Below are 24,147 nucleotides of genomic sequence, written 5' to 3' on the forward strand. Positions count from 1 at the left end.
CTGGGCCGTGTGCACAGTGACCACCGGGCGCTCACCTCCGGTCGATCGCTGCTCACGGGGTTTCGTCGACGTGGTGGTCGAAGATGAACATGTGGCCTGCGTAGTGGGTGATCACGTACTCGGCACCGGAGTTGGGCAGCACCAGCTGTGGGGTGACTCCGCATGCCCAGAACATCGGGACGGTGCCGGGTTCGAGTCGTGGTGGTGGTCCGAAGTCCGGTGTGGACAGGTCCGCGATGCCGAGGCCTGCTGGGTCTCCGATGTGCACTGGGGCTCCGTGACCGGTGGGGTAACGGGAGGTCACCTCCACCGCGCGCGCCACCAGATGGCTCGGGAGCGCCCGCATGCTCACCACGAGCGGACCCGACAGGCGGCCGGCCGGGTGGGTGGGCCGGTCGGTCACGTACACCGGTGGTGCCATCGAATCCGCCGCGTGTGGCACCGGGGCTCCTGCGGTGCGCAACGGCCCCTCCCAGGTGTGGCTGCAGCCCAGGAGGAAGCCGACGGAGTCGTCCCGCCAGTATGCGGTGATGTCAGTCGGTTCGGCGACGAGTTCGCCACGTTGCCACACCCGGTAGCGTGGCAGCGTGGCGCGCAGGTCGGCTTCGGTCCGGCCGAGCCGGATGACCGGGTCTCCCGGGTCGGTCACCGCGATCAACGGACAAGGCTTGGGATTCCGGTTGCAGTACAACAGGAAGTCGAAGGCCAGCTCCCGTGGGACGACGGCGAGGTTGGCCTGCTGGTAGCCGTCGAGGACTCCGGCGGTGGGGCCGGTCCAGCTGCCGGCGGCGATCAACCGACGGAGCTCCCGCGGGCTGGCGGGGGCACTCATGCGGCGAGCTCCGATCGTGCGGTTTCGCGGACCGCGAGCAGGGACAGCAGCGCGATGGCGCACGCGCCGATGAGCAGCCAGCCGGGGGCGAGGAGGTTGTCGGTGGTCGAGATCAGCCAGGTGGCGGCGTAGGGCATCAGGCCGCCGCCGAGGATGGTGCCGATGTTGAAGCTCAGCGACAGACCGGTGTAGCGCACGCGGGTGGGGAACTGCTCGGCGTAGGTGGGGTAGCCGACGGACTGGACGATGGGGAAGGGGATCGCGGCTACCACCATCGCGAGGAACGCGAGCCAGATGTTGTTGTGGTTCATCACCAGCATCATCGGCGTCACCAGGACCATGTAACCGACGAATCCGATGGTGAGGACGAACTTTCGGCCCTTGCGGTCGGACAGGCCGCCGTAGAGGGGCATCAGCAGTCCCATGCTGAGGTTGACGGCCATGATGATCCAGAAGACCGCGGTCTGGTTGTAGCCGAGGTTCTTGGTGAGGTAGATGTTCATGAACACCAGGCCGACCCAGTAGCCGGCGTTCTGTCCGAACGACAGCCCGACGACCTTGGCCACCGCCGGCAAGTGTCCGGTCAGGACTTCCCGCAGCGGTGCCTTGACAAGTTCCTGGTTCTCCTTGGCGGATTCGAACGCGTGGGTGTCTTCGATCTTCTTCCGCAGCACCAGCGAAAGCACGATCAGCGGGATCGAGCACAGGAACGGGATTCGCCAGCCCCAGGCCGACATCTGTTCTGGCGTCAGCACACTCGACACCACACCCGCGACGGTGGCTGCTGCTGCACCGCCCATTGCGACGCCCATCGGGGTGAAGCCGCCGAAGAAGCCACGTCGGCCGGTCGGTGCGGATTCGGCGACGTATGCGGCTGCGCCGGTGACCTCGCCGCCGGCGAAGAATCCTTGCAGCAGGCGGACGACGAGCAATGCGATCGGTGCGAGCAACCCGGCGGAGGCGTGCGTGGGCAGCAGGCCGGTGATTGCGGTGGCGCTGCCCATGCCGATGACGGTGAGCAGCAGGACTGCCTTGCGGCCGATCCGGTCACCGAGCCGTCCGAGGAGGATTCCGCCGAGCGGGCGGACCAGGAACGAGCTGCCGAAGACGGCCAGGGTGGACAGCAGCGCCGCCGTCGGGTTGTTGCTGGGGAAGAACAGTGGGCTGATGGTGACCGCGAGGTATCCGTAGACCCCGAACTCGTAGTACTCGATTGCGGTTCCGGTCATCGCGGCGATCGCGGCTTTGCGCGTGGTCTGTCGGCTGCTGCCGATTTGTGGGGTGTGGACTCCGGCGGAGGTGGACATCGATCACTCCAGCGTTTTCAGGGGATGCTCGGGCAGATCGGGAACTGATTCGGCGAGCTGTGCCGGTGCCGTGAGCGGAGATGGCCACCGCTCGACGACCGGGGAAGGGCTGGTTGGATACTTTCGTGCCCTAGCGATGTGCTTCGATCCTGGCAGCCGCGCGTCGCGGCGCCTGCGGGATCAAGATCTGGTTGTAATTCGTCGCCGGGAAGCCAATTTCATGGTGCGACCTCCGCTGGAAATGGGTTGGAAGCGCAACCCGATACCTGGTGGAGCCTGCGCCACCAGGTCCAGATCGCGCTCGACGACCGCGCCGATCACCGGATATCCGCCGGTGACCGGATGGTCTGCCAGGAACACGATGGGCTCGCCTGAGGGCGGCACCTGGATCGCGCCGCGCACCATGCCCTCGCTGGCCAGGTGGATCTTGCCGATTTGCAGGGGATCGCCCTGCAGCCGGACCCCGACCCGATTCGAATCCGCGGAGACCCGCCACCGGGTGGTGGTGAGCCGTTGTCGATCGGACCGGTCGAAGAGTTCGTGTCGCGGACCCCACCGGAATCGCACGATCGTGGTGGCCTGTGGGAGTCGGCTGATCGCCAACTCGACGGGGACCTGCGGGCACGGGTTGGCCGCACCGACGGCGAACTCATCACCAGCGCGAAGCGGGTGCGGTCCGTGTCCGGCCAGCACGTCGTGCCCGGCACCGCCGAGCACGGGTTCGACCAGCAGACCACCGGAGATCGCGAGGTAGGTGCGCAGGCCGACGTTGGGGCGTCCCAGCGACAGCACGTCTCCGGCGGTGAGCCGGAAGCGCGTCGGATCCGCCACCGGGCGGCCGTTGACCAGAGCGGGCACCGGCGCGCCCGTCAGCGCGACCACCCGGGCCGCGTCGAGCCGGATGCTCAACCCGCCGAGGGTGCATTCCAGGGCGGGGGATGCGGGGGAATTGCCGACCAACCGGTTGACCAGTGCGAAGCTGGTCCGGTCGGCGGCACCGGATGGGCTCACCCCGAGATGCGCGTAACCGGTCCGTCCCTGGTCCTGCACGGTGGTGAGGGGGCCTGGCGAGATGACGGACAACCGTGCGGTGTCGTTCTTGGGCGGGGCCGGCGTGGATCGGGCAGCTGTCAACACCTCGTCACCACCCGGAAGGCCACTCGATCGCCGACTTCCAGCCGGTTCGGCGGGTTGTTGCCGGGGTTCCACAACCGCCGTTCGGTGTGACCGATCAGGTGCCAGCCACCCGGCGTACCGCCCGGGTACACGACGGTCTGGTTGCCGGCGATCGCCACGTACCCGGCCTCGATCCGGGTGCGCGGGCTGGTTCGGCGCGGTAGCGCCAGGACATCTGGGCAGCCGTCGATGTAGGCGAATCCCGGTGCGAATCCGAAGAAACCGACGACGTGTTCGGCGGCGGCGTGTTCGCGAGCGACGTCAGCGACGCCGAGGCCGAGAGCATCGGCGACCTCGGTGAGGTCCGGGCCGTCGTAGTGCACCGGGATCTCGATCGTCCGGGGACGCCGGCCGGGCCCCGGGCGATCGAGAGCCTCTTCCAGCAGTGAAACCAAAGCGCTGCCCAGCGCGTCTGTCCAGGCGCAGTCGATCGCGGTGACCAGGACGGTCTTCGCGGCCGGGACGACCTCGGCGACCTGTGCCGCCCACGGCTGATCGTGGATGGCCGCGGCGATCGAGGTGGCGCCGCCGGAGGGCAGTTCCACCAGCCAGCCGCGGTCGCCGGCGCGCAGCAGGCGGGCCGTGGTCGGCGCGGGGATGCGCTGGAGCATTTTCACCTCATCGAATCGGGACCAGTGAAACGTCTGCGGCGCGCAGCGCGGCGGTGACCGCGGCGGCGATTTCCACGGCACCTGCGGTGTCGCTGTGGAGGCACAGCGTGCCCGGGGACAGCTCGACGTCCTCCCCGGTCACTGCGGTCACCTTGCCTTCCGTGGCCATCCGCACCGCACGTGTGGCGGCTTCCCCGGGATCGGTCACCAGCGCGCCAGGTTGGCCGCGCGGCACCAGTAGCCCTTCGGCTGTGTAGCCGCGGTCGATGAAGCCTTCGGCCAGCGGCCGGATCCCGGCTTCCGCCGCCAGTCGCCATGTCTCCGTGCCGGGCTGGCACAACAGCGGGATCGATCGGTCGAATGAGGCGACTGCCTCCACGATCGCGGCCGCGTGCTCGCGGTGACGAGCCGAGGCGTTGTACAAGGCTCCGTGCGCCTTGACGTAGCCGACTCGACCGCCTGCGAGTTCGGCGAATGCCCGCAGCGCGCCCATCTGGTACAGCAGATCGTTGACCAGGCTCGCTCGCGGCACGTCCAGGAACCGCCGGCCGAAACCGGCGAGGTCCCGGTAGGACACCTGGGCGCCGATGGCCACACCGCGCCGCACCGCCAGTTCGCAGGTGCGGCGCAGGATGTCGGGGTCGCCGGCGTGGAAACCGCAGGCCACGTTGGCCGCGTTGACCAGCCCGAGGAGTGCTTCGTCGTCGGTGAACTGCCAGACGCCGAAGCCTTCCCCGATGTCGGTGTTGACCGCGATCTCGGTCATGCCGCGATTCGGTCGGTCAGCCAGCGGCGGAAGCGGTCGGCGTGGACGACGGGATCGATGAGCAGCAGTGGTGTGCCCGGTTCGTTGCCCGGCTCGATGCGCACGTGCACGAACCACGGGCCCGGCTCGGCCAGCGCTCGCTGCAGCGCGTTGCCCAGTTCGGTGGTGTCCGCGGCCCGCAGGACCTGCAGCCGCACCGACTCCGCGATCGCGCCCAGGTCCAGCTTCTCCGCCTGGGTGGGGATACCGGCCGTCGACGCGTAGACCCCGTTGTCCAGCAACAGGATCACGAGGTTGTCCGGGGCGAGGTAGCCGGCGGTGGCCGCCGCGCCGAGGTTCATCAGTAGCGACCCGTCCCCGTCGATCACCACGCTGCGCGACACCTTGGTACCGGCGATTCCCAGCGCGACGCCGGTGCCCACGGACACCGTGAGTCCCATGGCGTCCAGCAGGTAGAGGTGGTTGTCCCGGTCGGCCACGGCGGCCAGTTCCCGGCTGGTGGCCGCGCAGGTCGCGGTCACCGGGAGGTCGGGGGTCCGGTCGGTGATCACGCGCAGGGCTTCGATGCGCTTCATGCGCGGCTCTCCTTGTCGTTGAAGTCGAAGAATTCCATCAGGACCACGACGGGGCGGTAGGTCATCCGGGCGTGCTTGCCGGCCTCGGTCACGGTCGCCTGCCAGTCCTCCGGGGAGTTGCGCCGGTCGAGCCCGAAGACGGGGATGTTCGCGGCGCGCAGCATGTCGGGCACTGGAGCGGAGATCGAGTGGATCATCGAGTTGTACTCGCCGAGCCCGCCGCGGGTGTTGGCCAGGATGAGCACCGGCAGGTGGTAGGACGTGGCGAAGGTGGTCAGCGCGGTGAGCGCGTTGCCGAACCCGTTGTCCTGCATCACGATCACGCCGAACTTGCCGGCCAGCGGGAGCGCGCCGATGACGCCGACGGCCTCTTCCTCCCGCGACACGGGGAAAACACGCGTGTCCGGGCCGGCGTTGTCGATGAGCCCGTTGATGATTCCGGCGATGCTGTTGCTGGGCACGTAGGCCACGGCGTCGGGGTCCATCCCGAGCACCGCTTCGACCACGTTCTTGTGGCGTTGTTGCGTCGTCGTACTCATGCGGCTGCTTTCTCTCGAGGTCGGGGGTGGGCGTGGCGGACCGGCGACCGCGGAACTGGTGCGACCTGCGCCGGGTCGGCCGCCGTTACAGTGCGGCGATGATGCGCCGGAGGCCTTCGGCCAGGTCTTCCAGCGGGCACGCGTAGGACACGCGGAACGAGTGCGTCCCGCCGTGCGGGTCGAAGGCGGTCCCGGGAACCACGGCGACGTGGTGTTCTTCGAGCAGGCGCACCGCGAGTTCTTCGGCCGGTTCGGCGGTTTCCGGGTCGTAGCTGAGGTAGAGGTAGAAGGCGCCGTCGGGGGAGGCCACGCGCAACTTGTCGGTACCGGAGATCACCCGCAGCGCCGCGTTGCGCCGGGCCTCGAAGGACTGGCGCATGGATTCGGCCTCGTCGCGGGCCAAGCGCAGCGCCGCAGCGCCGCCGTCCTGGATGAACGTGGTGGAGCAGACGGTGGTGTACTGCCGGACCCGCAGGGCGGGTTCGATCAGCTCGGCCGGGCCGGCCAGCCAGCCCAACCGCCAGCCGTCCATCGCGAACGCCTTGGCGAACCCGCCGACCGACAGCGTGCGCGGGCGGAGTTGTTCGTAGGACGCGGGGGAGGTGTGGCCGACATCGTAGGTGAGGTCGGCGTAGATCTCGTCGGACAGCAGCAGGGCGTCGGTGGGACGCAGCATCTCAGCGATGGCGTCCACATCGGACTTGCTGGCCACGGTTCCGGTCGGGTTGTTCGGCGTGCACAGCACGACCATGCGGGTACGGTCGCCGATCGCGGCGCTCAGCGCTTCCAGGTCGAGCTGGTAACCGTTGGCGGCGTCGAGCGGCACCTCGACCGGTGTGGCAGCGGCCAACCGGATGCAGGACTGGTAGTGCGCCCAGGCCGGTACGGGCACCACGACCTCATCACCGGGCCCGCAGAACGCCATGATCGCAAGGAACACCGCCTCGTTGGCGCCTACGGTGACGATGATCTCGCCGTTGGGCTGGTACTGGGTGTGGCGTTTGTCCGCGAGGTATTCGGAGATCGCGGCGCGCAGGTCCGCGGTGCCGGCGTTCGGCGCGTAATGCACCTTGCCGCTCTCCAACGCGTCGATCGTCGCCTGCTTGGCCACGGCCGGGCTGTCGAAGTCGGGGCGGCCGATCTCGAAGTGGTAGATCTTGTGCCCGTCGGCTTCCAGCTTCGCGGCGCGGTCGAAGATCGCCCTGATCGGCGAAGGCTTGATGGCCGCCAAGCGCTCTGCCGGGCGGGCGAATGCGTGGGTCATTGGTGTTGCTCCAGGACGGATTGGGAGTGTTCGGCCCGGTCGTGCCAGGCGCTGCGCAGGCCCTGCTGGCCGCCGTCGATGTGGGCGTGGATCTGGCCGGCGAGCGCGGTGGCGTCGCCGTCGGCGAGCGCGGCGACCATCGCGTTGTGCTCGGCCTGCACGCGGTCGAGAGCGTGGGTGCTGTGCACGTAGAAGCGGGAGTAGGGCTCCAGCTGGTGGTAGAGCCGGGAGATCACTTCGTAGCGCATCGGCAATCCGGCCAGCCTGTACATGTCGAGGTGGAACGCGAAGTTCACCCTCGACCAGCCTTCGCTGCCGAGCTCGTCGATGCGGTCCATCTGCTCGGTCATCGACCGCAGCCGGTCGACGTCTGCGCGCGAGCAGCGCTGCACCACGTGCTCGGCGAAGCTGGGCTCGACGAGCTTTCGCAGGTCGTAGATCTCGTCGATCTCGGCGAGGTCCAGTTCGGTGACGAAGGTGCCGCGCCCGGGCGGGCTCTGCACCAGGCCCTCGCCGACCAGGGTCCGGATGGCTTCCCGCAGCGGGATCCGGCTGACCCCGAAGCGGGCCGCGAGCTCCTCGTGGACCAGCCGGTGTCCGGGCGGGAAGACACCGTTGACGATGGCTGCGCGCAGCTCGTCGGCTATGTCGTTGGGGTTGCGCGGGGAACCTCTCCGCAGGGTGTGGTCAGCAGCCATGCGGACTGTATACAGTGAATACGCGATCGGGGACAAGGGTCAGCGCCCGGTTTTCCCGTTGTTTACGTGTCGAGGATTGGGAGAAGCGCGCATGGTCGACATCGACCTGGCACGGCTGCTGCAGGCCGTGCCGACTGAGCTGTTCATCGGTGGCAAGTGGGTCTCGTCGCGCAGCGGCGCGACCTTCGAGGTGGTCGATCCGGCCAGCGAGGAACTCCTGCTCCGGGTCGCTGACGCGGGCCCAGCGGACGGAATCGCGGCACTGGACGCGGCCGTCGACGTCGCCGCGGACTGGGCCGCCACGCCACCTCAGGCCCGCGCCGATGTCCTGCGCGCCGCCTACGACGCGCTGATCGAGCGCCGGGAAGAGATCGCCGCGCTGATCACCCTGGAGATGGGCAAGCCGCTGGCCGAAGCCCGCGGCGAGGTGGACTACGGGGCGGGCTTCTTCCGCTGGTTCTCCGAAAGCGCGACCCGCCTGCACCTCGACGGCGGCTACGGCGTCGAGCCGGGTGGCCAGTACCGGATCGTCACGACGAAGCGACCGGTCGGCCCGACGTTGCTCGTCACGCCCTGGAACTTCCCGCTGGCCATGGGCACACGCAAGATCGGTGCCGCCCTCGCCGCGGGCTGCACCGTGGTCATCAAACCCGCCGAGCAGACCCCGCTGACGACGTTGCTGCTGGTGGAGGTGCTGCGCAAGGCCGGGCTGCCCGACGGAGTGGTCAACGTGGTCACCACGACCGACGCGGCCGGACTCGTGCAGCCGGTGATGGCAGATCCCCGGCTGCGCAAGATCTCCTTCACCGGCTCCACCCGGGTCGGCAAGCTGCTGCTCGGCCAGGCCGCCGACCACGTCCTGCGGAGCTCGATGGAGCTCGGCGGCAACGCTCCGCTGCTGGTCTTCGACGACGCCGACGTCGACACCGCGGTGGAGGGTGCCGTGGTGGCCAAGCTCCGCAACGGCGGCGAATCTTGCGTCGCTGCGAACAGGATCCACGTGCAGTCCGGGGTGGTCGAGGAGTTCACCCGCAAGCTCACCGAGCACATGGCGTCGTTCCGCCCCGGGCCTGGACTAAACCCGGCGAGCACGCTGGGCCCGCTGATCGACGACCGGCAGCGGGCCAAGGTCGCCGGACTCGTCGACGACGCGGTCGCCAAGGGCGCCGAACTGCTGCTTGGCGGCGAAGTGCCAACGGGGAAGGGCTACTTCTACCCGCCGACGGTGTTGCGAGGCGTTCCGCACGAAGCGGAGCTGCGCACCGAGGAGATCTTCGGGCCCGTGGCGGCGATCTACCCGTTCGACACCGAGGACGAGGCGATTGCTGCCGCCAACGACACTCCGTTCGGTCTGGCGTCGTACCTGTTCAGCCAGAACCTGTCCCGTGCGATGCGGGTCGCCGAAGCGCTGGACAGCGGGATGACCGGGATCAACCGAGGAGTGATCAGCAACCCGGCGGCGCCGTTCGGCGGCATCAAGGAATCCGGCTTGGGGCGCGAAGGCAGCAGCCACGGCATTGAGGAGTACCTCGAAACCAAGTACATCGGCCTCGGTATCTGAAAAGGCGGGTTGCGTCGCGAAGCGAACGGCCTGTTCGCCTCGGTAGACGGCACTGTCCGTTCGCTTCATTCACCTCGGCATCGGGCGGCCGCCGCGAGTGGGTGGCAGGCCATCGTGCGGCGGCACTGCCATCAGTAACTCAGTAACTGCCACTACGGAGTGCAGTCTTGGTCGGTGTCGGCACTCTAGTGCTCCCCCGATCGAGGTTCACCGAACGCCTCGGAGGTGCACCGGAAAGGTGGGGACTAGACGGTCGCTTGGGGCGTGAGTATCCGGTTCTGCACGGGGTCTTGGTATGGCAACCGGCGGTGTGGTTGTGGGCAGGACGCGCCGCTCAGCTATGGCGCCGACTTCCTCAGCCAGCACGGTGCAGTACGCGGCCGCATACGTCTCCCGCACGTGAAGTGATGCCGCCGGGTTGATATCCGTTCCTGGTGCGTCAATGTCGACCAAGGCCGTGCCCGCGTCGGAGCGAGTGGCTCGCCGTGTGCACAGGAGCCAGGCTGCCAAGGGACTTCCGGGCGGGCCCACTTCGACTTCAACCCGGCATCGGTGTTCTGGTTCGTTCGTGTGGCGTAGAAGTGCGAGTTCCTGCGCGGCGACGCCGCCCGCCGCCTCCGCTTTGAGGACGATGTCCTCCCAATTGCCGTCGAACAGGACGCAGTCGTCCGATTGAGTGCGCGGCAACACGGCTCTCACCGCCAAAGATTGAAAACTATTCGGTCTATGACTACCCCGTCTGGGGCACAGTGACTCACCTGTCAGCGCGAGGAGTCTTCGCTCAAGGGGCGTTCCTGGCGGAATTCGAGGAGACGGCCCCGCCCGCGGCCCAGAGCGATCAGCGCCTCGACGGCCGAAGCCGGTTTGAGATGCGGCTGAGGGCGTCGGTCGTAGAGTGGAGACGTGGGCAAGTCGTCGCCCGGAACGCCGTGTGGCCATCCGGCGGATGTCGCGAGTTTCGTCGGGCGTCGGCAGGAGATCGCTCAGGTCAGGGGTGTGTTGATGGCGTCGCGGCTTCCGACGCTGACCGGCGTGGGCGGAGTGGGCAAGTCCCGGTTGGCCTTGCGAGTGACCAGGGGAGTGCAACGGGCGTTCCGTGACGGGGTGTGCCTGGTCGAGTCGGCCAAATTGCAATCGTCCACGGCTATCACGGTCGCGGTGGAGTTGGGGTTGCATGAGCAGCCCGTGCGCGGCCCCGAGGCCGTTTTTGGACGACCGCTCGCGCTGGCCCACGGACTGCAGGAGACCCTTGGCGATTTCGGGGGTGAGGAGCATGCGTGCCGGGCGGCAGGCGGGAAACTTGCCGGGTGAGAGCAGCAGCTTCGTCGGACGCCAACACGAGGTGGCCGGGGGCAAACGGACACTGTCCAGGGCACGGTTGGTGACCATCACGGGGCCTCCCGGGGTGGGCAAGTCGCGCGTGGGCCTGCGCGTTGCCGCACAGGTGCGCCGAAGATTTCCTGACGGGGTGTGGCTGGTGAGACTGGCGGAGCTGGACGACGGCGCACTCCTGCCACACACCGTGATGAGCATCCTCGGAGTCGGCGACTGGTCGTTGGGACGGCCGATCGACGCATTGTCGGAGTACTTGGCGTCTCGACGGTTACTGCTCGTTCTGGACAACTGCGAGCATCTCGTTCAGGACTGCGCGGATCTGGCGAACGCGCTGCTCAGGAAGGCACCCAGGCTGCGCATCCTGATCACCAGCCGCCAGGTGCTGGGCACCGACGGCGAGCACGTGGTAACGATCCCGCCGTTGCCGGTTCCGGATAGCGCCGCAGATAGGTTCTCGATGGAGCCGGCCCAGGACTGCGCATCGGTGAAATTGTTCGCCGAGCGTGCTGCGGAAATTGCCCCGGGCTTCACCGTGGACGTTGCCAACTGCGACGCGGTGGCCGAGATTTGCGGTCGGTTGGAGGGGCTACCGCTGGCGATCGAACTGGTAGCGAAATGGCTCCGGACGATGTCGGTCGAAGAGATCCTCGCAGCGTTGGACGAATGGCCCGAGACTGGCGCGGCCGGGTTACCTGGGCCTGGCGTCCAACCGGGGCGCCACCACGAGACGTTGCCGGCGATCTTCGACTGGAGCTTCGAGCTGTGCAGCCCGGCCGAGCGGAGGCTATGGGCGCGGTCCTCGGTGTTCGCGGATTTCGACCTGGAGACGGCGGAAGCAGTTTGCTCCGACGAGGTGCTGCTGCCAGCGGACGTGCTGGAGCTGGTCGTCGGGCTGGTGGACAAGTCCATCCTCAGCCGGCAGGACCGTCCCGGGCGCACCCGTTACCGGTTGCTCGACCCGACCCGTCAGTACGGGAGGCAGCGGCTTCGCGAGTCAGGGGAGGGAGACCTCCTGCGGCGGCGGCATCGGGACCACTACAGCTGGTTGGCCGAGCGGGCCGAGGCGAAGTGGTTCGGTCCCGAGCAGGTGGCCTGGAATGAACGCATGTACTCCGAGCATGCGAACCTGCGAATCGCACTGGAGTTCTGCCTCACCGAGCCCGGAGAGGTGCGGACCGGCTTGAGGTTGGCCGGGGCGCTGTGGTTCTGCTGGGTCGGCGGCGGTCGGGTCGCGGAGGGTCGCTACTGGCTGGATCACCTGCTTGCGCGAGCGACGGAACCGAGCGAGGAGAGGGCGAAGGCGTTGTGGACCAACGCCTGGATCGCCACCTTGCAGGGGGATGTCGGCCCTGCGCTGATCATGCTCGACGAATGTCGTGAGCTGGCACGCAGCATTGGAGACGACGTGGAGCTGACCTCCGCATTGTGCGTGTCCGGCTACGCCGAGCACGTGCGCGGCAACCAGCGACGTGCGGTGGCGTATCTGGAAGAAGCCCTGGCGAGGGAGCACGCCGGGGGACAGCCCAGCGCAGTGACCGTGGTGAGCCGCCCAATTCTGGCCAGTACTGTGCTGCTTCTCGGTGACTGCGAGCGGGCTCGTGCTCTCTGCGAAGAGTGCCTGGCGATGCGTGACTCGTACAGCGTTCCCTGGTCGAGCTCCTGGGCGCTGTGGGTGCTGGGCGTCGCGGCCTGGATGGAAGGCAACGCACAGCAAGCCAGCTCATACGCTCGAGAATGCCTGCGGCTCAAGCAGCAGCTCAACGACCTGGTCGGAATGGCCATAGCAATCGAGCTGCTCGCCTGGTCCGCGGTCAACCAGGACGCTGAATGCGCCGCTCGGTTGCTGGGGGCTAGCCACACCTTGTGGCGAGAGATAGGCAGGCCGCTGTTCGGCTTCGCGCCGTACGTGGCCCGGCATCGGGCAAGCGAGGAACAGGCCCGCAGAGTTCTCGGCCCGCAGGCGTTCGACGCTGCTTTCGAGGACGGGAACAACCTCACCCACCACCAGGCCATATCCTATGCGCTCGGGGAAAGCAGTGATCGCGTGTCCTGACGGAACCATCATCGCCCGCCCTGCAAGGGGTTTCCCGAATCAAATGTCATTCCCCGGCTGATTGGGGAAATCCCGGCACCCTCGGGCGGCCATCGGTCAGGCCCCGGCGCGCGAGGCACTGACCCACGGACACCCACGGTCACCGGGCTGACATGCACCTATGTAGGCGCGCATTGCGCCATTAAGACTCTTGCCGTCCCGCCCGGCAACCCCACACCGTGGCTTACTGATATGCACTGGGGTGACACACGCAAATCCGCCCTTCACTAGCTAAGTGCTGGTCACCGTATGCTTCAAGGACGGCGGTCATGCTCGCTTCCTCCTGCCTCGCGCGGCGGTCCCGGCGCTCGCCGGTCTGATCCTTTCGGCGTTTCTGCCTGCCGATGAGGGCTGCCGTGACCAGCCAGACCGACTTCGACGACCGCGTCCGCCCGAATGTACACGTATTGATGACCATACGGGCAGAGCCATGATCAAACGCTGTCGTCCCTGGCGGCAAAAGAGTCAGAATTTTGCCACGAAAATTGCGATTAAGGACATTTGCTCCGATTGGCGGCGGAATCTGAAACCCAGCTGCAACATCCAGGATGGACCGATTTCCGCAAGCCGAAACGGACAATGTTACCGGACGCGGAGGGTGAGGAGTACCTAATACCATTCTCTGCATGTCGTGCAGGCCCGCCTTGTGGCCCCGTTGCTTGCGTGTGAATCGGCGATCAATGGCACTCATTTTCTCTGAAGAATAATTGCGCGCAGCAGCGTGCTGTCGTCGCCGCAGCTTTCCCCGGAGCAACTCGTGCGCCGCCGCGAAGATCCCCGCCTCCGCCCAGCCCCGCAACCGCCGTCAGCAGGTCACCACGGAACACCCGGCGACCGCGCACGGCGACCTTCCACCGTGATCCCAAAATTCGATCAATCACTTAAAATTAGACACGCCAATCATCCTGAAACGAGTTGCAACACCTCCTGGTCAATTTGACGCAAGGGGTTACGCCTATGCTTGTCAGCCCTCCGGGGACGTCGTGAACACCAACGGTAGTTCACTACTGTTGGAGACTAGGTCGCAGGAGTCCAGATGGAATTCGAATATTCGGCACGCCTTGCGGAGCTCAAGCGGCGCGCCGGGGAGCTGACGAAGCAATTAATGTCCTACGAGGACGAATGCGAGCGGAACGGCAGTCTCTCGGAAGAGAGTCGGTACCGCGTCAAGGCTCTCGTACTGGACAGCGGCCTCGGGGCGATGAACGCCCCGGTCGACTTAGATGGCGCCGGCCTGTCCTGGCTGGAGCAGATCGTTGTGGAAGAGGAGCTGGGCCAGCTGACCAACGGGCTATGGGCGGCAGTCTGGCGTCCCACGGCGGCCGCACTGCTCGCGGGCACAGCGGCCCAGCGCGAGCAGTACCCGATTCCGGAAGTCCGTGGGCTCAGGTTCGGCGGTCGCGCCATCACCGAGCCTGCGGGCGGCTCTGATCTGCGCCGGATCGCGACCACCGCCGTCCGAACCACCAAGGGTTACCGGATCAATGGTGAGAAGTGGTTCGTCACACTCGGAGACGTCGCCGACTACTTCGTGCTGCTCGCCGTGGCCCAGCCGGACAACGCACCAACCATGTTCCTGGTGGACAAGGACCTCCCTGGTGTGGAGTGCGTCGAGGTGCCCCGCTACACGCACCAGTTCGCGTTTGCGCACCCGCACTTCAGGTTCACCGACGTGGAAGTCGGTGAGGACGCAGTGCTCGGAGCCGTTGGCGAGGGTCTCAGGCTCAGCCAGGCCACGTTCTCCGAAGAGCGCATCGTCTTGGCAGCCCACGCGGTGGGTGCCGCTGAACGGGCACTGGCTCTCGCGTCGGACTGGGCCCGTGAACGCGTTCAGGGTGGTGACCGGATCATTCGGCACCAGCTCGTCCAGAGCATGCTGGCCGACTCCGCCATCGACGTCGCTGTCAATCGCACCTTCGTCCACCGCCTGGCGTGGGACGTCGACCGCCGGAGCGACCTGAAGACCCTCAACGCCAAGATCGCGATGGCGAAGATCGCCGCAACCGAAGCAGCGGGCAGGGTCGCCGACCGAGCGGTCCAGATCTTCGGAGGGCGCGGCTACCTGAGGGAGAACCCGGTAGAGCGCATCTACCGCGATGTGCGGCTGGACCGGATCTGGATGGGCACGTCCGAGGTGCAGCGACTGGTCGTTGCCAACGAGATCGACAAGCGCGGCATCTCCACGCTCGTGCACTTCTCCGGGGAGGACCGCTCATGAACACCAAGTTGGTGGATCTGCCACCGACCCGCGAAGCACACCAGGTGCTCGATCCGTTCCACGGCGTGACCTACCTGGCCACCCAGTCCGTCCAAGCGTTCCACGCGATCGGTCTGACGGGCCCTTGGGACGGCTACTTCGGTGGCCGGGCAGCACCGCTGGGCCCGGTCGGACCGGCAGTGGTGAGCGCCGTCTTCTACCACTTCAAGCCATCGATGGTGGCGGCCGAGATGACCGGCTTGTGGGAGAAGGCAACCCCGACACAGGCCCTCCACGCACGTCTGACCGGTGTGGACGCCGCTCTCCGCGCGCTGCTGGACGGTGTGCTGACGGAACGGCGGGTGGCGGAGGCGGCAGAACTGGCGGTGGCGGGAGCAACGGCGTGCTCCGTGCCGGCTCGCCCGCTCGGTGCCGCGAACCAGGCACTGGACCTGCCCGATGAGCCGCACCTGGCACTGTGGCAGGCGGTGACGACGCTTCGCGAGTTTCGCGGCGACGGTCATGCGGCCGCGCTGGCCGAAGCCAGGCTCGGTGGTGTCGAGGCGCTGATCACCGCGACGGCCTCTGGGATCGAACGACGTGCCAGCATCCAGGCGAGCCGGGGATGGACCGACACGGAATGGGCTGCCGGCGAGCACCGGCTGACCCAACAGGGACTTCTCGCCGCCGACGGATCGCTGACGAAACTGGGTAGCGAGACCAGACAGGCTGTGGAGCAACGCACGGACCAGCTCGCGGAGGTTCCGTGGCGAGCGCTCGGCGTCACGGCAACCAACCGATTGCTGGAACTGATGCGCCCGCTCACGGCCCAGGTGGTGTCCGGGCTGCGCTCGGCCAGCAAGAGAGCTGGCAGAAATGGTTGACCTGACCAGGAAGCGCCCCAGCGCGAGCGAAGTCTCTGATCGGATCGCTCTGCGCGAACTCGTCGACAGCTACGCATACGTTCTGGACAACCGGCTCCAGAAGCAGTTCGGAACCTTGTTCTGCGCGGACGGCCGACTCGTGGTGCCGCACCCGGCCGGCGCCGATCGCCCCAAGCTCGTGTTCGACGGCGGCGACGGGTGGGCGAGGGCGTTCGCGCTCCTGGCACCCTTCACCGCCACCGTCCACTTCGTCGGCAACCACCTGGTGTCGATCGGTGGCGACGACGCGACCGGGGAGACCTACTGCCTCGCACACGAACTCTTCGACCACGACGGAGTGGCCAGGATGATCGTGCGCTGCGTCCGGTACACGGACACTTACCTGCGGGTCGCGGGTAAGTGGTTCTTCCACATCCGTGAGTTGACCATCGCCTGGATCAGCGACCAGGCACTGATCCCTCCGCCGTCCGTACTGGTCCGGAGGGAGTGATGGCCACGACAGCCGTCGCCGTGCTTCCGGTGGTCCGGCTTATGGCGTCGGCGCCCGTCCACACCTCGCACCTGGCATCCGCAACGAAAGAAGGACACGATGCTCTGGAACGACATGTTCGTCAGCGGCACTGGCCGGTACCTGCCGCCCCGCGCCAGCGCCACCGACCTAGTTGCTGACGGCACGATCGACCGCCAAGCGCTCGAGATGTCCGACTTCGAGTCCTTTACCGCCTCGGACGGGTTCACCGCCGCGGAGATGGCCGCAAGTGCGGCGACCGACGCCCTCCGCCGCTCCGGGCACGAGGGCGCCGACATCGCCACGGTGATCCACGCCGTCTTCGATGACCAGGAGCACTACGCTCCCGCCTGTTATTGATCCGGGTGGCAAATGTATGATGTCAGGCGGCGTAGCGAACTTCGGGTTTGCCGAAGTAGGAGCGAACTCGGTCGGGCAGCTTCTGGAGGCGGTGAAGGAAGGAGCGGACCGCTTGTTTCAACTCGGCGCGGGTTTTCGGGGCTGTGCTGGTGGAAACGGTGCGTTTGAGGTCGGCACCCCGGATCTCGTCGGGGTTGAGTTCGGGGCTGTATCCGGGCAGGAAGTGCATCTCGATCGCCTCAGCGTGTTTGGTGATCCATTGCTGGATGGTCTTGCGGCGGTGGACGGGGTGTCCGTCAACGATCAGGTGGACCTTGCGGTCCAGATGGCGGGTCAGCCGGTCCAGGAACCGCAGGAACACCTTGCCGTTGAACGAGCCGGTGTAGACGGTGAAGTACAGCTCGCCTTTGTTCCCGATCGCGCACATCGCGTTCACGCTGAATCGTTTGCCCGTTTTGCCCACCACCGGTGTCTGGCCCGCCGGTGCCCAGGTGCGGGCTACGGTGGCGTCGGAACGGATCCCGGTCTGGTCCAGCCACAGGATCAGTGCGCCCTCGCGGCGGGCGCGGGCGGCGATGGCCGGGTAGTCCTCCTCCAGCCATCGGCGCACCGACTCGGGGTCCTGTTCGTAGGCCTTGCGGATCGGTTTCTGCGGCGACAATCCCCAGGAACGCAGGTAGTTGCCGACGGTGCGCAGGTTCAACACGATGCCGTGGCGCACCCGGATCAGCTCGGCCACCGTCTTGCGGGTCCACACCAGGCCGGTCAGCCCGAACGTGGCCGGGGTGTGCTCGGCCACCGCATACCGCAGCTTGCGCTGCCGGCGGGCACTCAACGCTTTCTGCTCGCCGGGCTTGCGACCCCGGCGACGCCCGGTGAGACCCTTCGAGCCACGTTTCCGCCACGCCTGCACCCATCTGGACACCGACTGCGGGGCCACCGCGAACACCCGGGCCGCCTCGACCTGCGTCATCCCACCATGAACAGCAGCGACCACCCTGCGCCGCAGATCCTCCTGCGCCTCAGGCGACAACCTCCGCGCGTCCCGCACACCAGCGATCATGCCAGAACAACGAAGATCACACCTATAAGTTCCCGATCAATACGTGCAGCGGGTTGTGGGTGCCTCCCGGGCCCTCGCGGTCGAGGTGGGCGCGGGCAGCTGCGGTGGTGCTGCGGAACTCGTGCTGGCCGCCTCGCACCTAGCCGCCGATCCCTCCGCCACCTCCGCGCTGGTTACGGCGGCGGGCCGGTTCGTCGCGCCGCGCTGGCCGAGGTGGCTGCCCGGGCTGGGGCATTTCCTGGCCGATGGTGCCGCTGCCGCGGTGCTGAGCAGGGGAGCCGGGCGGGCCCGGCTGGTCGCCACCTCCTGCACGGCGGTGCCCGAACTCGAAGACCTGGCCACGCCCACCATTCCCGCGGAGGACGGAAGCCGCATGATGACGCTGGCGGAGACGGTCGGCGTCATGCCCCACCTCGACACGCTTCAAGCAGCCGCCCGCACCGCGGTCGAGCAGGTCCTCCAGGAAGCCGGCGTGTCGCTCGACAAGGTCTCCCGGTTCGCGGTCACCGGATTGGGGTTGGCGCAGCTGACCGTTCTCCTCCTCGAGCCCCTGGGCATACCCAGCGACCGGACCAGTTGGCCGCTGCACCGGACACTGGGCCATGTCGGCCCGTGCGACCAGCTACTCGGCCTGGACCACTTCCTCCGGGAAGAGTCCCTCGAGCCGTCTGACACCGTCCTCGTGATCGGGATCGGTGCCGGCTTCCGCTTCATCTGCGCGCTTCTGGAGATCACGCGATGACGGGCGTCTTCACCGACGAAAGGGACACATGATGCTGGAACCGGATCTCACCGAACTGGTCGACTTCGCCCGCCGCAATTCGCCCTACTATCGGGCCCTCTACACCGGTGTTGCCACCGGCGGGCCGATCCGGGCGGAGGACTTGCCGATTATCGACCACGCCGGCTTCTGGAAAGCGAATACGGTGAAGGACAACCGGGTGCTGACGGCTCGCCACGACGACGGTGTCGTGTTCAAAACCGGTGGGACCGTCAACAGCCCCAAACTGACCGTGTACACCAGGGCGGAACTGCACGCCATGGCCCGGCTGCAGGGAGACGGGTACGCGGCGGCAGGACTGCGGACCGGCGACCGGGTTGCCAACCTCTTCTACGCCGGGGAGTTGTACGCCAGTTTCCTGTTCAACGTCCTTTGCCTGCAGGAGACGTGCGTCCCCGTGGTGCACCTGCCGATCGCGGGAAGCCCGTCGCCTGAGGTGATGGCGGATCTGATCATCGAGCAGGAAGCGACCGTGCTGCTGGCCACGCCCACCACGGCCGGCCAGGTCGCGTCGCGGCTGACCGCGCGAGGCGACTCGGCGCCCGCGGTACACCTCTTCCTCTTCGGCGGGGAGGCGTTCTACGACGATCAGCGCAGACTGATTGCCGACGCGTTCCCCAACGCCGTTGTCCGCTCGCTGGGGTACGCGTCGGTCGATGCCGGTGTGCTGGCCGCGCCCGTCCAGGACGAGCCGGACGCGCGCGTGCATCGCGTCCACCGGCTCCAAAAACTGATGGAGATCGTCGACGACGAAACCGGCGATCCGATCAGGGAACCAGGTCGCCCAGGCAGGCTGCTGGCCACGGACCTCGTCCGGCGGCTGATGCCGCTCATCCGGTATCCGGTCGGTGACCGCGCCGCATGGATCGACTACGACGATCGCCGGTTCCGCCTGCTGGGCCGTTCCGGCGATGGAGCCAGGGTCGGTCCGGTCACCGTCTACCTGGAGGACCTGCGTTTGGTGATCGAGGAACTGGCCGGCGATCAGCCCACCGCGGGATTCCAGGCGGTGCAACGTCGACGGGACTCCAAGGACGAACTGGTGCTGCGGATCGGTGGAGAGATCAACGATCCGCAGCCGCTTGCCGAGGCGATATCCGCGCGGTTCGACGAGTTGCGCCCGATGTTCGGCGAACACGTGCGCGCCGGACTGATCAACCCTCTGGTGGTCGAGTTCGTACCGGCAGACATGATCAAGGTGAATCCCCGCAGCGGCAAGATTGTCCGGCTGCTCGACGAGCGGGTGGACCCATAAGACGAGCCCCCTGGACGGGCAGTTTCCTGCTCGTCGGCGAAGAAAAACTCGACACGGTGAAAATGAATAAGACAAGGAAAAAAATGGCCAGGACGACCCTCTTCGACTGCGGCGAGGACCAGTACTACCTTCCCGACCTCAAGACACGGCTTCCCCTGCGGCAGCACTCAGGCGTTGCGCGCACCCTGGGCGAGACGAGGACATGGATCAAAGGGTTCCCGGAAATCCGGAATTGGGCCCCTTTCTGTGCGCCGCGAGGGGATATCGACTTGTGGCTGGCGCAGGGCTTCGCAGATGTGTGGATTTCTCACCAATTCACGTGCGGAAACGTAGATACATTCAGAATCATCTGTGACCTGGGCGGCTGGATGGTGATGACCGACGATGTTCACAGCGCGCCAGGGCCGTTCCGGGACGCGGATGACGCCACGCGTAATCGGGCATTGGACCGGGCCATTGAAATCCTGAACGGAGACGGGCAGGAGTTCGACAGGAACCAGCCATCGTCCGACACAGCCGATGTGCTTGTCCTGGGACGCTGCCTGTCAGACGTCTGGTACCGCCTGTGCCGTTTGGCACCGCCCTCGATCCGCGCGCGCATCGCCCGTGCACTGCAAGGGACCATGGAATCTTGGAAGGCCGAGGCGTCTGACAGGGCCAGCGGCAGACGTCTGACTCTGGATGAGACTCTCGAGCGCAGGGATGTCAACGTAGGGATCGACGTCGACTTCCCCGTCCTTGAGTTCATGCTGGGAATAGATCTCCACAGTGAACTCGAAGCCCACGCCGATGCCTTCTCCAAAATATGTCGAATCCTTCGCCGATATACCTCCCTCGTGAACGACTTGTACTCCTTCCGGAAGGAGTATATGGCAGGCAAGGATCTCACCAACTCCATCGCGGCGCAGTGCAACATGGAGCATGTGCGGATCAGTGACGCGGTCCGCAAGGTAGTGGGTCTGGTGGAATCGGCAGAAGAAGAGTTCATCGCCTGCCGCGAACAGTTCATCGCAACACATCCGGAGCTCACGAGTGGCCTGCTGCGCTACCTGGAGTGCCTGGGAGACATCGCATCCGGAACCGCTTTCTATACGCGATGCTCCCCGCGGTACCACGGCGTTGACCACGACTGGTCTGAGATCGGTGGTGGCCTGGTCACCATTGACACGGAACGCACGATCATCCATCCGTGGGTGGAAGAGGCCGCCCGATGAACACCGAGCATGTACTGCGTTACCCGTTCGAGGCACCCCCCGCGCTCGCAATCCCACCCCAGTACGCGTCGCTGCGATCCACGCAGCCCGTGGTCGAGGTGCAGATGCCTTACGGAGGAAGGGGATGGCTGGTCACCCGCTATGAGGACGCGAAACTGGTCTTCTGTGATCCCCGGTTCAGTCGTGCGGCCGCCGCAGGCAAAGACGTACCCCGCATGCGACCGCAGCCTGCCAAAGAGACCTCGATCATCGCTATGGACCCGCCCGAGCACACTCGACTGAGGCGACTGATCGCCCCCAGTCTCACCAAGCGACGTACCGAGCAACTCCGCGCGCATACGAAGAAAATCGCTCAAGAACTCGTGGCCGCCATGGTGGCCAACGGCCCGCCCTGCGACATCGTCGCAGACTTCGCTGTCCCCCTCCCCATCAACGTCCTGCTGAAACTACTCGGTGTCACCATCGAAGACACCCACCGCCTAGTAGCCGCTTCCGGCGTGGTGATGACCAGCACCTCCCATACAGCCGAGGACGTAACCCGGGCGCGTCAGGACCTGGCTCAAGTCATCAATCAGCACATCGCCGCCCGCCGCGAAAACCCAACCGACGATCTCCTGGGCACGCTCGTCAGCGCGCACGAAGCCGGCGAGCGACTCACCGACGCCGAGCTACTCGACATCACAACGGCCCTCCTGGTCGTGGGCTGGGAGACGACGACGTGCCAGATCGCCAACTTCGTCTACCTCCTCATTACCTACCCCGAGCACATGCACTGGCTCTTGGCACACCCAGAAGCCATCCCGAAAGCGGTCGAAGAACTACTGCGATACACCCCCCTCAATAACGGAGCCGATTTCGCCCGCGTCGCCACGGAAGACGTCTCGCTGGGCGGCGTGCTCATCCGCAAGGGCGACGCCGTGCTGGTCTCCATTCCGTCGGCCAACCGCGACGAAGCGGTTTTCGCCGCCCCGGAGACCCTCAATGTCACGAGGCCAGACAACCACCATCTCGCGTTTGGCCACGGGCCACACCATTGCGTCGGTGCCAGCCTGGCACGCATGGTAATCCAGGTCGCTCTCAAAACGCTCATCGAGGGCATACCGGGCCTCCAAAAGGCAGTCCCGGATCAAGAAGTGACCTGGCGCTCCGGATCGATCCTACGCGCCCCCACCTCACTACCCGTCACCTGGTAACACCACGCCCACTCTCAAGGAGCCCCATATAGCACGCTGTGGCGTCATCTCCCCTATCCCATGCTGCTATGACGGAGTGAACAACCGATGCTGCAACACCCATCCGACAGGCCTCCACAATCCGAGCACAGAAACCTTTTTCCTGCAGGGTTCCCCCAGGGCCTCACACAACTCCGTGACCCCCACCAGTTGCTGTCCGAAATACGCAGCACAGGCGCTGTGAACCGGATCTCCGACAGTACCTGGTTTGTAGCCCGGTATCGAGAAACCGTACAGGCCCTCACAGACACTCGGCTCAGCAGCGACCCATCCAAGGGCAGGTGCCCAGCCGACCCCGACCTACAGCAGCACATTTCCCGCGTCGCGTTCCCCCAGAGTCTGTTCACAACGGATCCGCCCAAGCACACTCGCCTGCGCAAGAGCGTCGCCCGCTACTTGACCCACCGCCAAGCCGAACTCATGCGCCCGTTCATCGACCACACAACGCGCTCACTGATCAGCACCGTCACGAAGCGCGGGGTGGTCGATGCCGTAGCGGAGATCGCGGAACCGATCTCCGCCTTGACTATCGGCAAACTTCTCGGCGTGCCCAAGGCCGATCTAGACAAGATCGTGCGTTGGTCCCATGACCTCATGACCGAGCAACTGGACGATAACGCGCGCTGCGTCAGCGCCAATGGCCATAAAGCGCTGCGCGAATACACCGCCTGGCTCCTGCAGAACCCCGAACAAGCAACGACCGACGGACTAATCGGCAAACTCCTGGCCGCCGATACCAACCGGCTACACGCGACCGAGATCCTGACCATGGTGATGCTGCTTCTTGTTGCAGGCCTTGATACCAGCATCAGTCTGATCTCCAGCACCCTCCTGCATCTTCTGTGTCACGCAGACCGCCGCCGACTCCTCTACGAATCTCCGGGCACGATACCCAAAGCGATAGAGGAAATACTGCGCTACGAGGGCCCGGCCTTCGCCCCCGTCCACCGTGTGGCAACCGAAGAACTCACCTTGGGAGACAACACCATCAAAGAGGGCGATCACGTCTTTCTGTGCCTGGCCAGCGCCAACCGGGACGAGCGACGCTTCACACAACCCGACACTGTCCTTATAGACAGACACCCCAACCACCACCTCGGGTTCGGCCACGGAATCCACCGGTGTCCCGGCGCCCCGCTCGCCACATTGTTGACACAGACCGTCGTGACTGCGCTGCTACACGCACCGATCAACATCGAACTTGCAGTCCACCCCCGCGAGTTGCAATGGCGTCAGGGGAAAGTGCGCTGCCTCAGGAGCCTCCCGGTGCGCTTCAAGAGCGCGACCACAGCGGGTAGCGGACTCCGTCCGTAACTGCCTGCTGTCGTACCGATCTTGGGACAATTTGCAGAAAATGATGCCACACCCCTCGGCCTGGCGAACCTGACGATCCTCGTCCTCGGCGCGCTCGGATAACCGAAGCCACCGCAGCTCAAGCCACCCCCATCCTATTCAACGAGACCGTCCAGACCAGCAAAGCTACCGCTACGTAACGGCGAAACTTCAGGAAATACGGAAGGTGAACTTCCGGCGACCGTTGGAGAAAATCGTGCATTCGGATTTCAGGTGTCCATTCATGGCTTGGGTTGAGCTGGGGTTGGTGGGGTGTGTCTGGCTTGATCTTGTTGGCTTGATCGTCGATCATTGTGGCCGTGTCCGTACCGCCCGAGCAGCCTGCGCCGTCGTATGAGCAGCTTGCGGAATTGGTGACGGCGCTGTCGGCCGAGGTGGCGGCACTGCGGGCGGAGAACGCGGAGCTGAGGCGCAGGTTGGGGATGGATTCGACGAATTCCTCAACGCCGCCATCGCAGGACTCGCTGGCAGCGAAGGGGAAACGCCGCGCGCAGCGCTCGCAGCGGGTGCGGTCGAAGGACCGCAAGCCCGGTGGCCAGTAAGG

23 protein-coding genes are annotated in these 24,147 nt (G+C 66.2%); 13 read left to right on the top strand and 10 right to left on the bottom strand.

The genetic code is table 11. The features are described 5' to 3' along the window. Positions 1–52 precede the first annotated feature (52 nt). The 9 genes from ACRXBZ_RS37270 to ACRXBZ_RS37310 all read right to left on the bottom strand — a co-directional run bounded on the left by ACRXBZ_RS37270 (position 53) and on the right by ACRXBZ_RS37310 (position 7,768). The gene (locus ACRXBZ_RS37270) at positions 53–832 is read right to left on the bottom strand and encodes a putative hydro-lyase (protein ID WP_433883076.1); all 780 of its coding nucleotides are present in this window, start codon (positions 830–832) and stop codon (positions 53–55) included. After that, positions 829–2,139, bottom strand: coding sequence for an MFS transporter (locus tag ACRXBZ_RS37275; RefSeq protein WP_433883077.1), 1,311 nt, complete (start codon positions 2,137–2,139; stop codon positions 829–831). The genes ACRXBZ_RS37270 and ACRXBZ_RS37275 overlap by 4 nt, the downstream gene beginning before the upstream one ends. Positions 2,140–2,319: 180 nt before the next feature. After that, positions 2,320–3,276: a 5-oxoprolinase subunit C family protein gene (locus tag ACRXBZ_RS37280; protein WP_433883078.1), complete on the bottom strand. Its 957-nt coding sequence runs from the start codon at positions 3,274–3,276 to the stop codon at positions 2,320–2,322. Continuing rightward, entirely contained in the window at positions 3,270–3,926 is a 657-nt protein-coding gene (locus tag ACRXBZ_RS37285) for a 5-oxoprolinase subunit B family protein (RefSeq protein WP_433883079.1), read from the bottom strand. The genes ACRXBZ_RS37280 and ACRXBZ_RS37285 overlap by 7 nt, the downstream gene beginning before the upstream one ends. Positions 3,927–3,933: 7 nt before the next feature. After that, positions 3,934–4,692 (bottom strand): LamB/YcsF family protein, encoded by a 759-nt coding sequence (locus ACRXBZ_RS37290; protein WP_433883080.1) that lies wholly within the window; start codon positions 4,690–4,692, stop codon positions 3,934–3,936. After that, the gene (locus ACRXBZ_RS37295; protein ID WP_433883081.1) at positions 4,689–5,267 is read right to left on the bottom strand and encodes a thiamine pyrophosphate-dependent enzyme; all 579 of its coding nucleotides are present in this window, start codon (positions 5,265–5,267) and stop codon (positions 4,689–4,691) included. Before ACRXBZ_RS37295 ends, ACRXBZ_RS37290 begins: the two co-directional genes overlap by 4 nt. Continuing rightward, on the bottom strand, positions 5,264–5,806 hold the full coding sequence (locus ACRXBZ_RS37300; RefSeq protein WP_433883082.1) for a thiamine pyrophosphate-binding protein: 543 nt from the start codon (positions 5,804–5,806) through the stop codon (positions 5,264–5,266). The genes ACRXBZ_RS37295 and ACRXBZ_RS37300 overlap by 4 nt, the downstream gene beginning before the upstream one ends. A gap of 85 nt (positions 5,807–5,891) precedes the next feature. After that, on the bottom strand, positions 5,892–7,070 hold the full coding sequence (locus tag ACRXBZ_RS37305) for a pyridoxal phosphate-dependent aminotransferase (RefSeq protein ID WP_433883083.1): 1,179 nt from the start codon (positions 7,068–7,070) through the stop codon (positions 5,892–5,894). After that, positions 7,067–7,768, bottom strand: a complete 702-nt coding sequence (locus ACRXBZ_RS37310) for a GntR family transcriptional regulator (protein WP_433883084.1) — start codon at positions 7,766–7,768, stop codon at positions 7,067–7,069. The genes ACRXBZ_RS37305 and ACRXBZ_RS37310 overlap by 4 nt, the downstream gene beginning before the upstream one ends. Before the next feature lie 91 nt (positions 7,769–7,859). On the opposite strand from ACRXBZ_RS37310, the gene ACRXBZ_RS37315 reads away from it, so the two are divergent. The 7 genes from ACRXBZ_RS37315 (at position 7,860) to ACRXBZ_RS37345 (ending at position 16,705) form a co-directional block, all read left to right on the top strand. After that, on the top strand, positions 7,860–9,329 hold the full coding sequence (locus tag ACRXBZ_RS37315) for an NAD-dependent succinate-semialdehyde dehydrogenase (RefSeq protein ID WP_433883085.1): 1,470 nt from the start codon (positions 7,860–7,862) through the stop codon (positions 9,327–9,329). A gap of 1,002 nt (positions 9,330–10,331) precedes the next feature. Further along, the gene (locus ACRXBZ_RS37320) at positions 10,332–10,640 is read left to right on the top strand and encodes a hypothetical protein (protein ID WP_433883086.1); all 309 of its coding nucleotides are present in this window, start codon (positions 10,332–10,334) and stop codon (positions 10,638–10,640) included. Next, positions 10,603–12,717 (top strand): ATP-binding protein, encoded by a 2,115-nt coding sequence (locus tag ACRXBZ_RS37325; RefSeq protein ID WP_433883087.1) that lies wholly within the window; start codon positions 10,603–10,605, stop codon positions 12,715–12,717. The genes ACRXBZ_RS37320 and ACRXBZ_RS37325 overlap by 38 nt, the downstream gene beginning before the upstream one ends. 1,075 nt (positions 12,718–13,792) lie before the next feature. Next, positions 13,793–14,974: an acyl-CoA dehydrogenase family protein gene (locus tag ACRXBZ_RS37330; RefSeq protein WP_433883088.1), complete on the top strand. Its 1,182-nt coding sequence runs from the start codon at positions 13,793–13,795 to the stop codon at positions 14,972–14,974. Beyond that, on the top strand, positions 14,971–15,837 hold the full coding sequence (locus tag ACRXBZ_RS37335) for an SCO6745 family protein (RefSeq protein ID WP_433883089.1): 867 nt from the start codon (positions 14,971–14,973) through the stop codon (positions 15,835–15,837). Before ACRXBZ_RS37330 ends, ACRXBZ_RS37335 begins: the two co-directional genes overlap by 4 nt. Then, positions 15,830–16,327, top strand: coding sequence for a nuclear transport factor 2 family protein (locus ACRXBZ_RS37340; protein ID WP_433883090.1), 498 nt, complete (start codon positions 15,830–15,832; stop codon positions 16,325–16,327). Before ACRXBZ_RS37335 ends, ACRXBZ_RS37340 begins: the two co-directional genes overlap by 8 nt. Positions 16,328–16,426: 99 nt before the next feature. Further along, positions 16,427–16,705, top strand: coding sequence for a hypothetical protein (locus ACRXBZ_RS37345; protein WP_433883091.1), 279 nt, complete (start codon positions 16,427–16,429; stop codon positions 16,703–16,705). A gap of 22 nt (positions 16,706–16,727) precedes the next feature. Here ACRXBZ_RS37345 and ACRXBZ_RS37350 read toward each other — a convergent pair whose 3' ends face one another. Next, positions 16,728–17,768, bottom strand: a complete 1,041-nt coding sequence (locus ACRXBZ_RS37350) for an IS630 family transposase (protein WP_433883092.1) — start codon at positions 17,766–17,768, stop codon at positions 16,728–16,730. Between the two features lie 55 nt (positions 17,769–17,823). Between ACRXBZ_RS37350 and ACRXBZ_RS37355 the strand changes: the two genes are divergently transcribed. The 6 genes from ACRXBZ_RS37355 to ACRXBZ_RS37380 all read left to right on the top strand — a co-directional run bounded on the left by ACRXBZ_RS37355 (position 17,824) and on the right by ACRXBZ_RS37380 (position 24,145). Further along, on the top strand, positions 17,824–18,510 hold the full coding sequence (locus tag ACRXBZ_RS37355; protein ID WP_433883093.1) for a 3-oxoacyl-[acyl-carrier-protein] synthase III C-terminal domain-containing protein: 687 nt from the start codon (positions 17,824–17,826) through the stop codon (positions 18,508–18,510). A 31-nt stretch (positions 18,511–18,541) separates the two neighbouring features. Beyond that, positions 18,542–19,804 carry a phenylacetate--CoA ligase family protein gene (locus ACRXBZ_RS37360; protein WP_433883094.1) on the top strand — a complete coding sequence of 421 codons (1,263 nt, stop codon included), beginning with the start codon at positions 18,542–18,544 and terminating at the stop codon, positions 19,802–19,804. Between the two features lie 83 nt (positions 19,805–19,887). Next, on the top strand, positions 19,888–21,018 hold the full coding sequence (locus ACRXBZ_RS37365; protein ID WP_433883095.1) for a terpene synthase family protein: 1,131 nt from the start codon (positions 19,888–19,890) through the stop codon (positions 21,016–21,018). Continuing rightward, positions 21,015–22,211 (top strand): cytochrome P450, encoded by a 1,197-nt coding sequence (locus ACRXBZ_RS37370; RefSeq protein WP_433883096.1) that lies wholly within the window; start codon positions 21,015–21,017, stop codon positions 22,209–22,211. Before ACRXBZ_RS37365 ends, ACRXBZ_RS37370 begins: the two co-directional genes overlap by 4 nt. A gap of 459 nt (positions 22,212–22,670) precedes the next feature. Beyond that, on the top strand, positions 22,671–23,564 hold the full coding sequence (locus ACRXBZ_RS37375; RefSeq protein WP_433883097.1) for a cytochrome P450: 894 nt from the start codon (positions 22,671–22,673) through the stop codon (positions 23,562–23,564). A 338-nt stretch (positions 23,565–23,902) separates the two neighbouring features. Continuing rightward, positions 23,903–24,145 (top strand): DUF6444 domain-containing protein, encoded by a 243-nt coding sequence (locus tag ACRXBZ_RS37380; RefSeq protein ID WP_433883098.1) that lies wholly within the window; start codon positions 23,903–23,905, stop codon positions 24,143–24,145. The last annotated feature ends 2 nt before the right edge of the window (positions 24,146–24,147 follow it).

This window comes from Saccharopolyspora hattusasensis (assembly GCF_050972075.1).
In the GTDB taxonomy this organism is placed as follows: Bacteria; Actinomycetota; Actinomycetes; order Mycobacteriales; family Pseudonocardiaceae; genus Saccharopolyspora; species Saccharopolyspora hattusasensis.

Bases quoted from the DNA above. Each gene is read 5' to 3' on its own strand.
- ACRXBZ_RS37330 (WP_433883088.1), top strand. From the start codon at position 13,793: ATGGAATTCGAATATTCGGCACGCCTTGCGGAGCTCAAGCGGCGCGCC.
- ACRXBZ_RS37320 (WP_433883086.1), top strand. From the start codon at position 10,332: ATGGCGTCGCGGCTTCCGACGCTGACCGGCGTGGGCGGAGTGGGCAAG.
- ACRXBZ_RS37340 (WP_433883090.1), top strand. From the start codon at position 15,830: ATGGTTGACCTGACCAGGAAGCGCCCCAGCGCGAGCGAAGTCTCTGAT.
- ACRXBZ_RS37335 (WP_433883089.1), top strand. From the start codon at position 14,971: ATGAACACCAAGTTGGTGGATCTGCCACCGACCCGCGAAGCACACCAG.
- ACRXBZ_RS37365 (WP_433883095.1), top strand. From the start codon at position 19,888: ATGGCCAGGACGACCCTCTTCGACTGCGGCGAGGACCAGTACTACCTT.
- ACRXBZ_RS37290 (WP_433883080.1), bottom strand. From the start codon at position 4,692: ATGACCGAGATCGCGGTCAACACCGACATCGGGGAAGGCTTCGGCGTC.
- ACRXBZ_RS37370 (WP_433883096.1), top strand. From the start codon at position 21,015: ATGAACACCGAGCATGTACTGCGTTACCCGTTCGAGGCACCCCCCGCG.
- ACRXBZ_RS37275 (WP_433883077.1), bottom strand. From the start codon at position 2,139: ATGTCCACCTCCGCCGGAGTCCACACCCCACAAATCGGCAGCAGCCGA.
- ACRXBZ_RS37310 (WP_433883084.1), bottom strand. From the start codon at position 7,768: ATGGCTGCTGACCACACCCTGCGGAGAGGTTCCCCGCGCAACCCCAAC.
- ACRXBZ_RS37325 (WP_433883087.1), top strand. From the start codon at position 10,603: ATGCGTGCCGGGCGGCAGGCGGGAAACTTGCCGGGTGAGAGCAGCAGC.
- ACRXBZ_RS37270 (WP_433883076.1), bottom strand. From the start codon at position 832: ATGAGTGCCCCCGCCAGCCCGCGGGAGCTCCGTCGGTTGATCGCCGCC.
- ACRXBZ_RS37285 (WP_433883079.1), bottom strand. From the start codon at position 3,926: ATGCTCCAGCGCATCCCCGCGCCGACCACGGCCCGCCTGCTGCGCGCC.
- ACRXBZ_RS37360 (WP_433883094.1), top strand. From the start codon at position 18,542: ATGCTGGAACCGGATCTCACCGAACTGGTCGACTTCGCCCGCCGCAAT.
- ACRXBZ_RS37305 (WP_433883083.1), bottom strand. From the start codon at position 7,070: ATGACCCACGCATTCGCCCGCCCGGCAGAGCGCTTGGCGGCCATCAAG.
- ACRXBZ_RS37295 (WP_433883081.1), bottom strand. From the start codon at position 5,267: ATGAAGCGCATCGAAGCCCTGCGCGTGATCACCGACCGGACCCCCGAC.
- ACRXBZ_RS37345 (WP_433883091.1), top strand. From the start codon at position 16,427: ATGCTCTGGAACGACATGTTCGTCAGCGGCACTGGCCGGTACCTGCCG.
- ACRXBZ_RS37375 (WP_433883097.1), top strand. From the start codon at position 22,671: ATGCGCCCGTTCATCGACCACACAACGCGCTCACTGATCAGCACCGTC.
- ACRXBZ_RS37300 (WP_433883082.1), bottom strand. From the start codon at position 5,806: ATGAGTACGACGACGCAACAACGCCACAAGAACGTGGTCGAAGCGGTG.
- ACRXBZ_RS37350 (WP_433883092.1), bottom strand. From the start codon at position 17,768: ATGATCGCTGGTGTGCGGGACGCGCGGAGGTTGTCGCCTGAGGCGCAG.
- ACRXBZ_RS37315 (WP_433883085.1), top strand. From the start codon at position 7,860: ATGGTCGACATCGACCTGGCACGGCTGCTGCAGGCCGTGCCGACTGAG.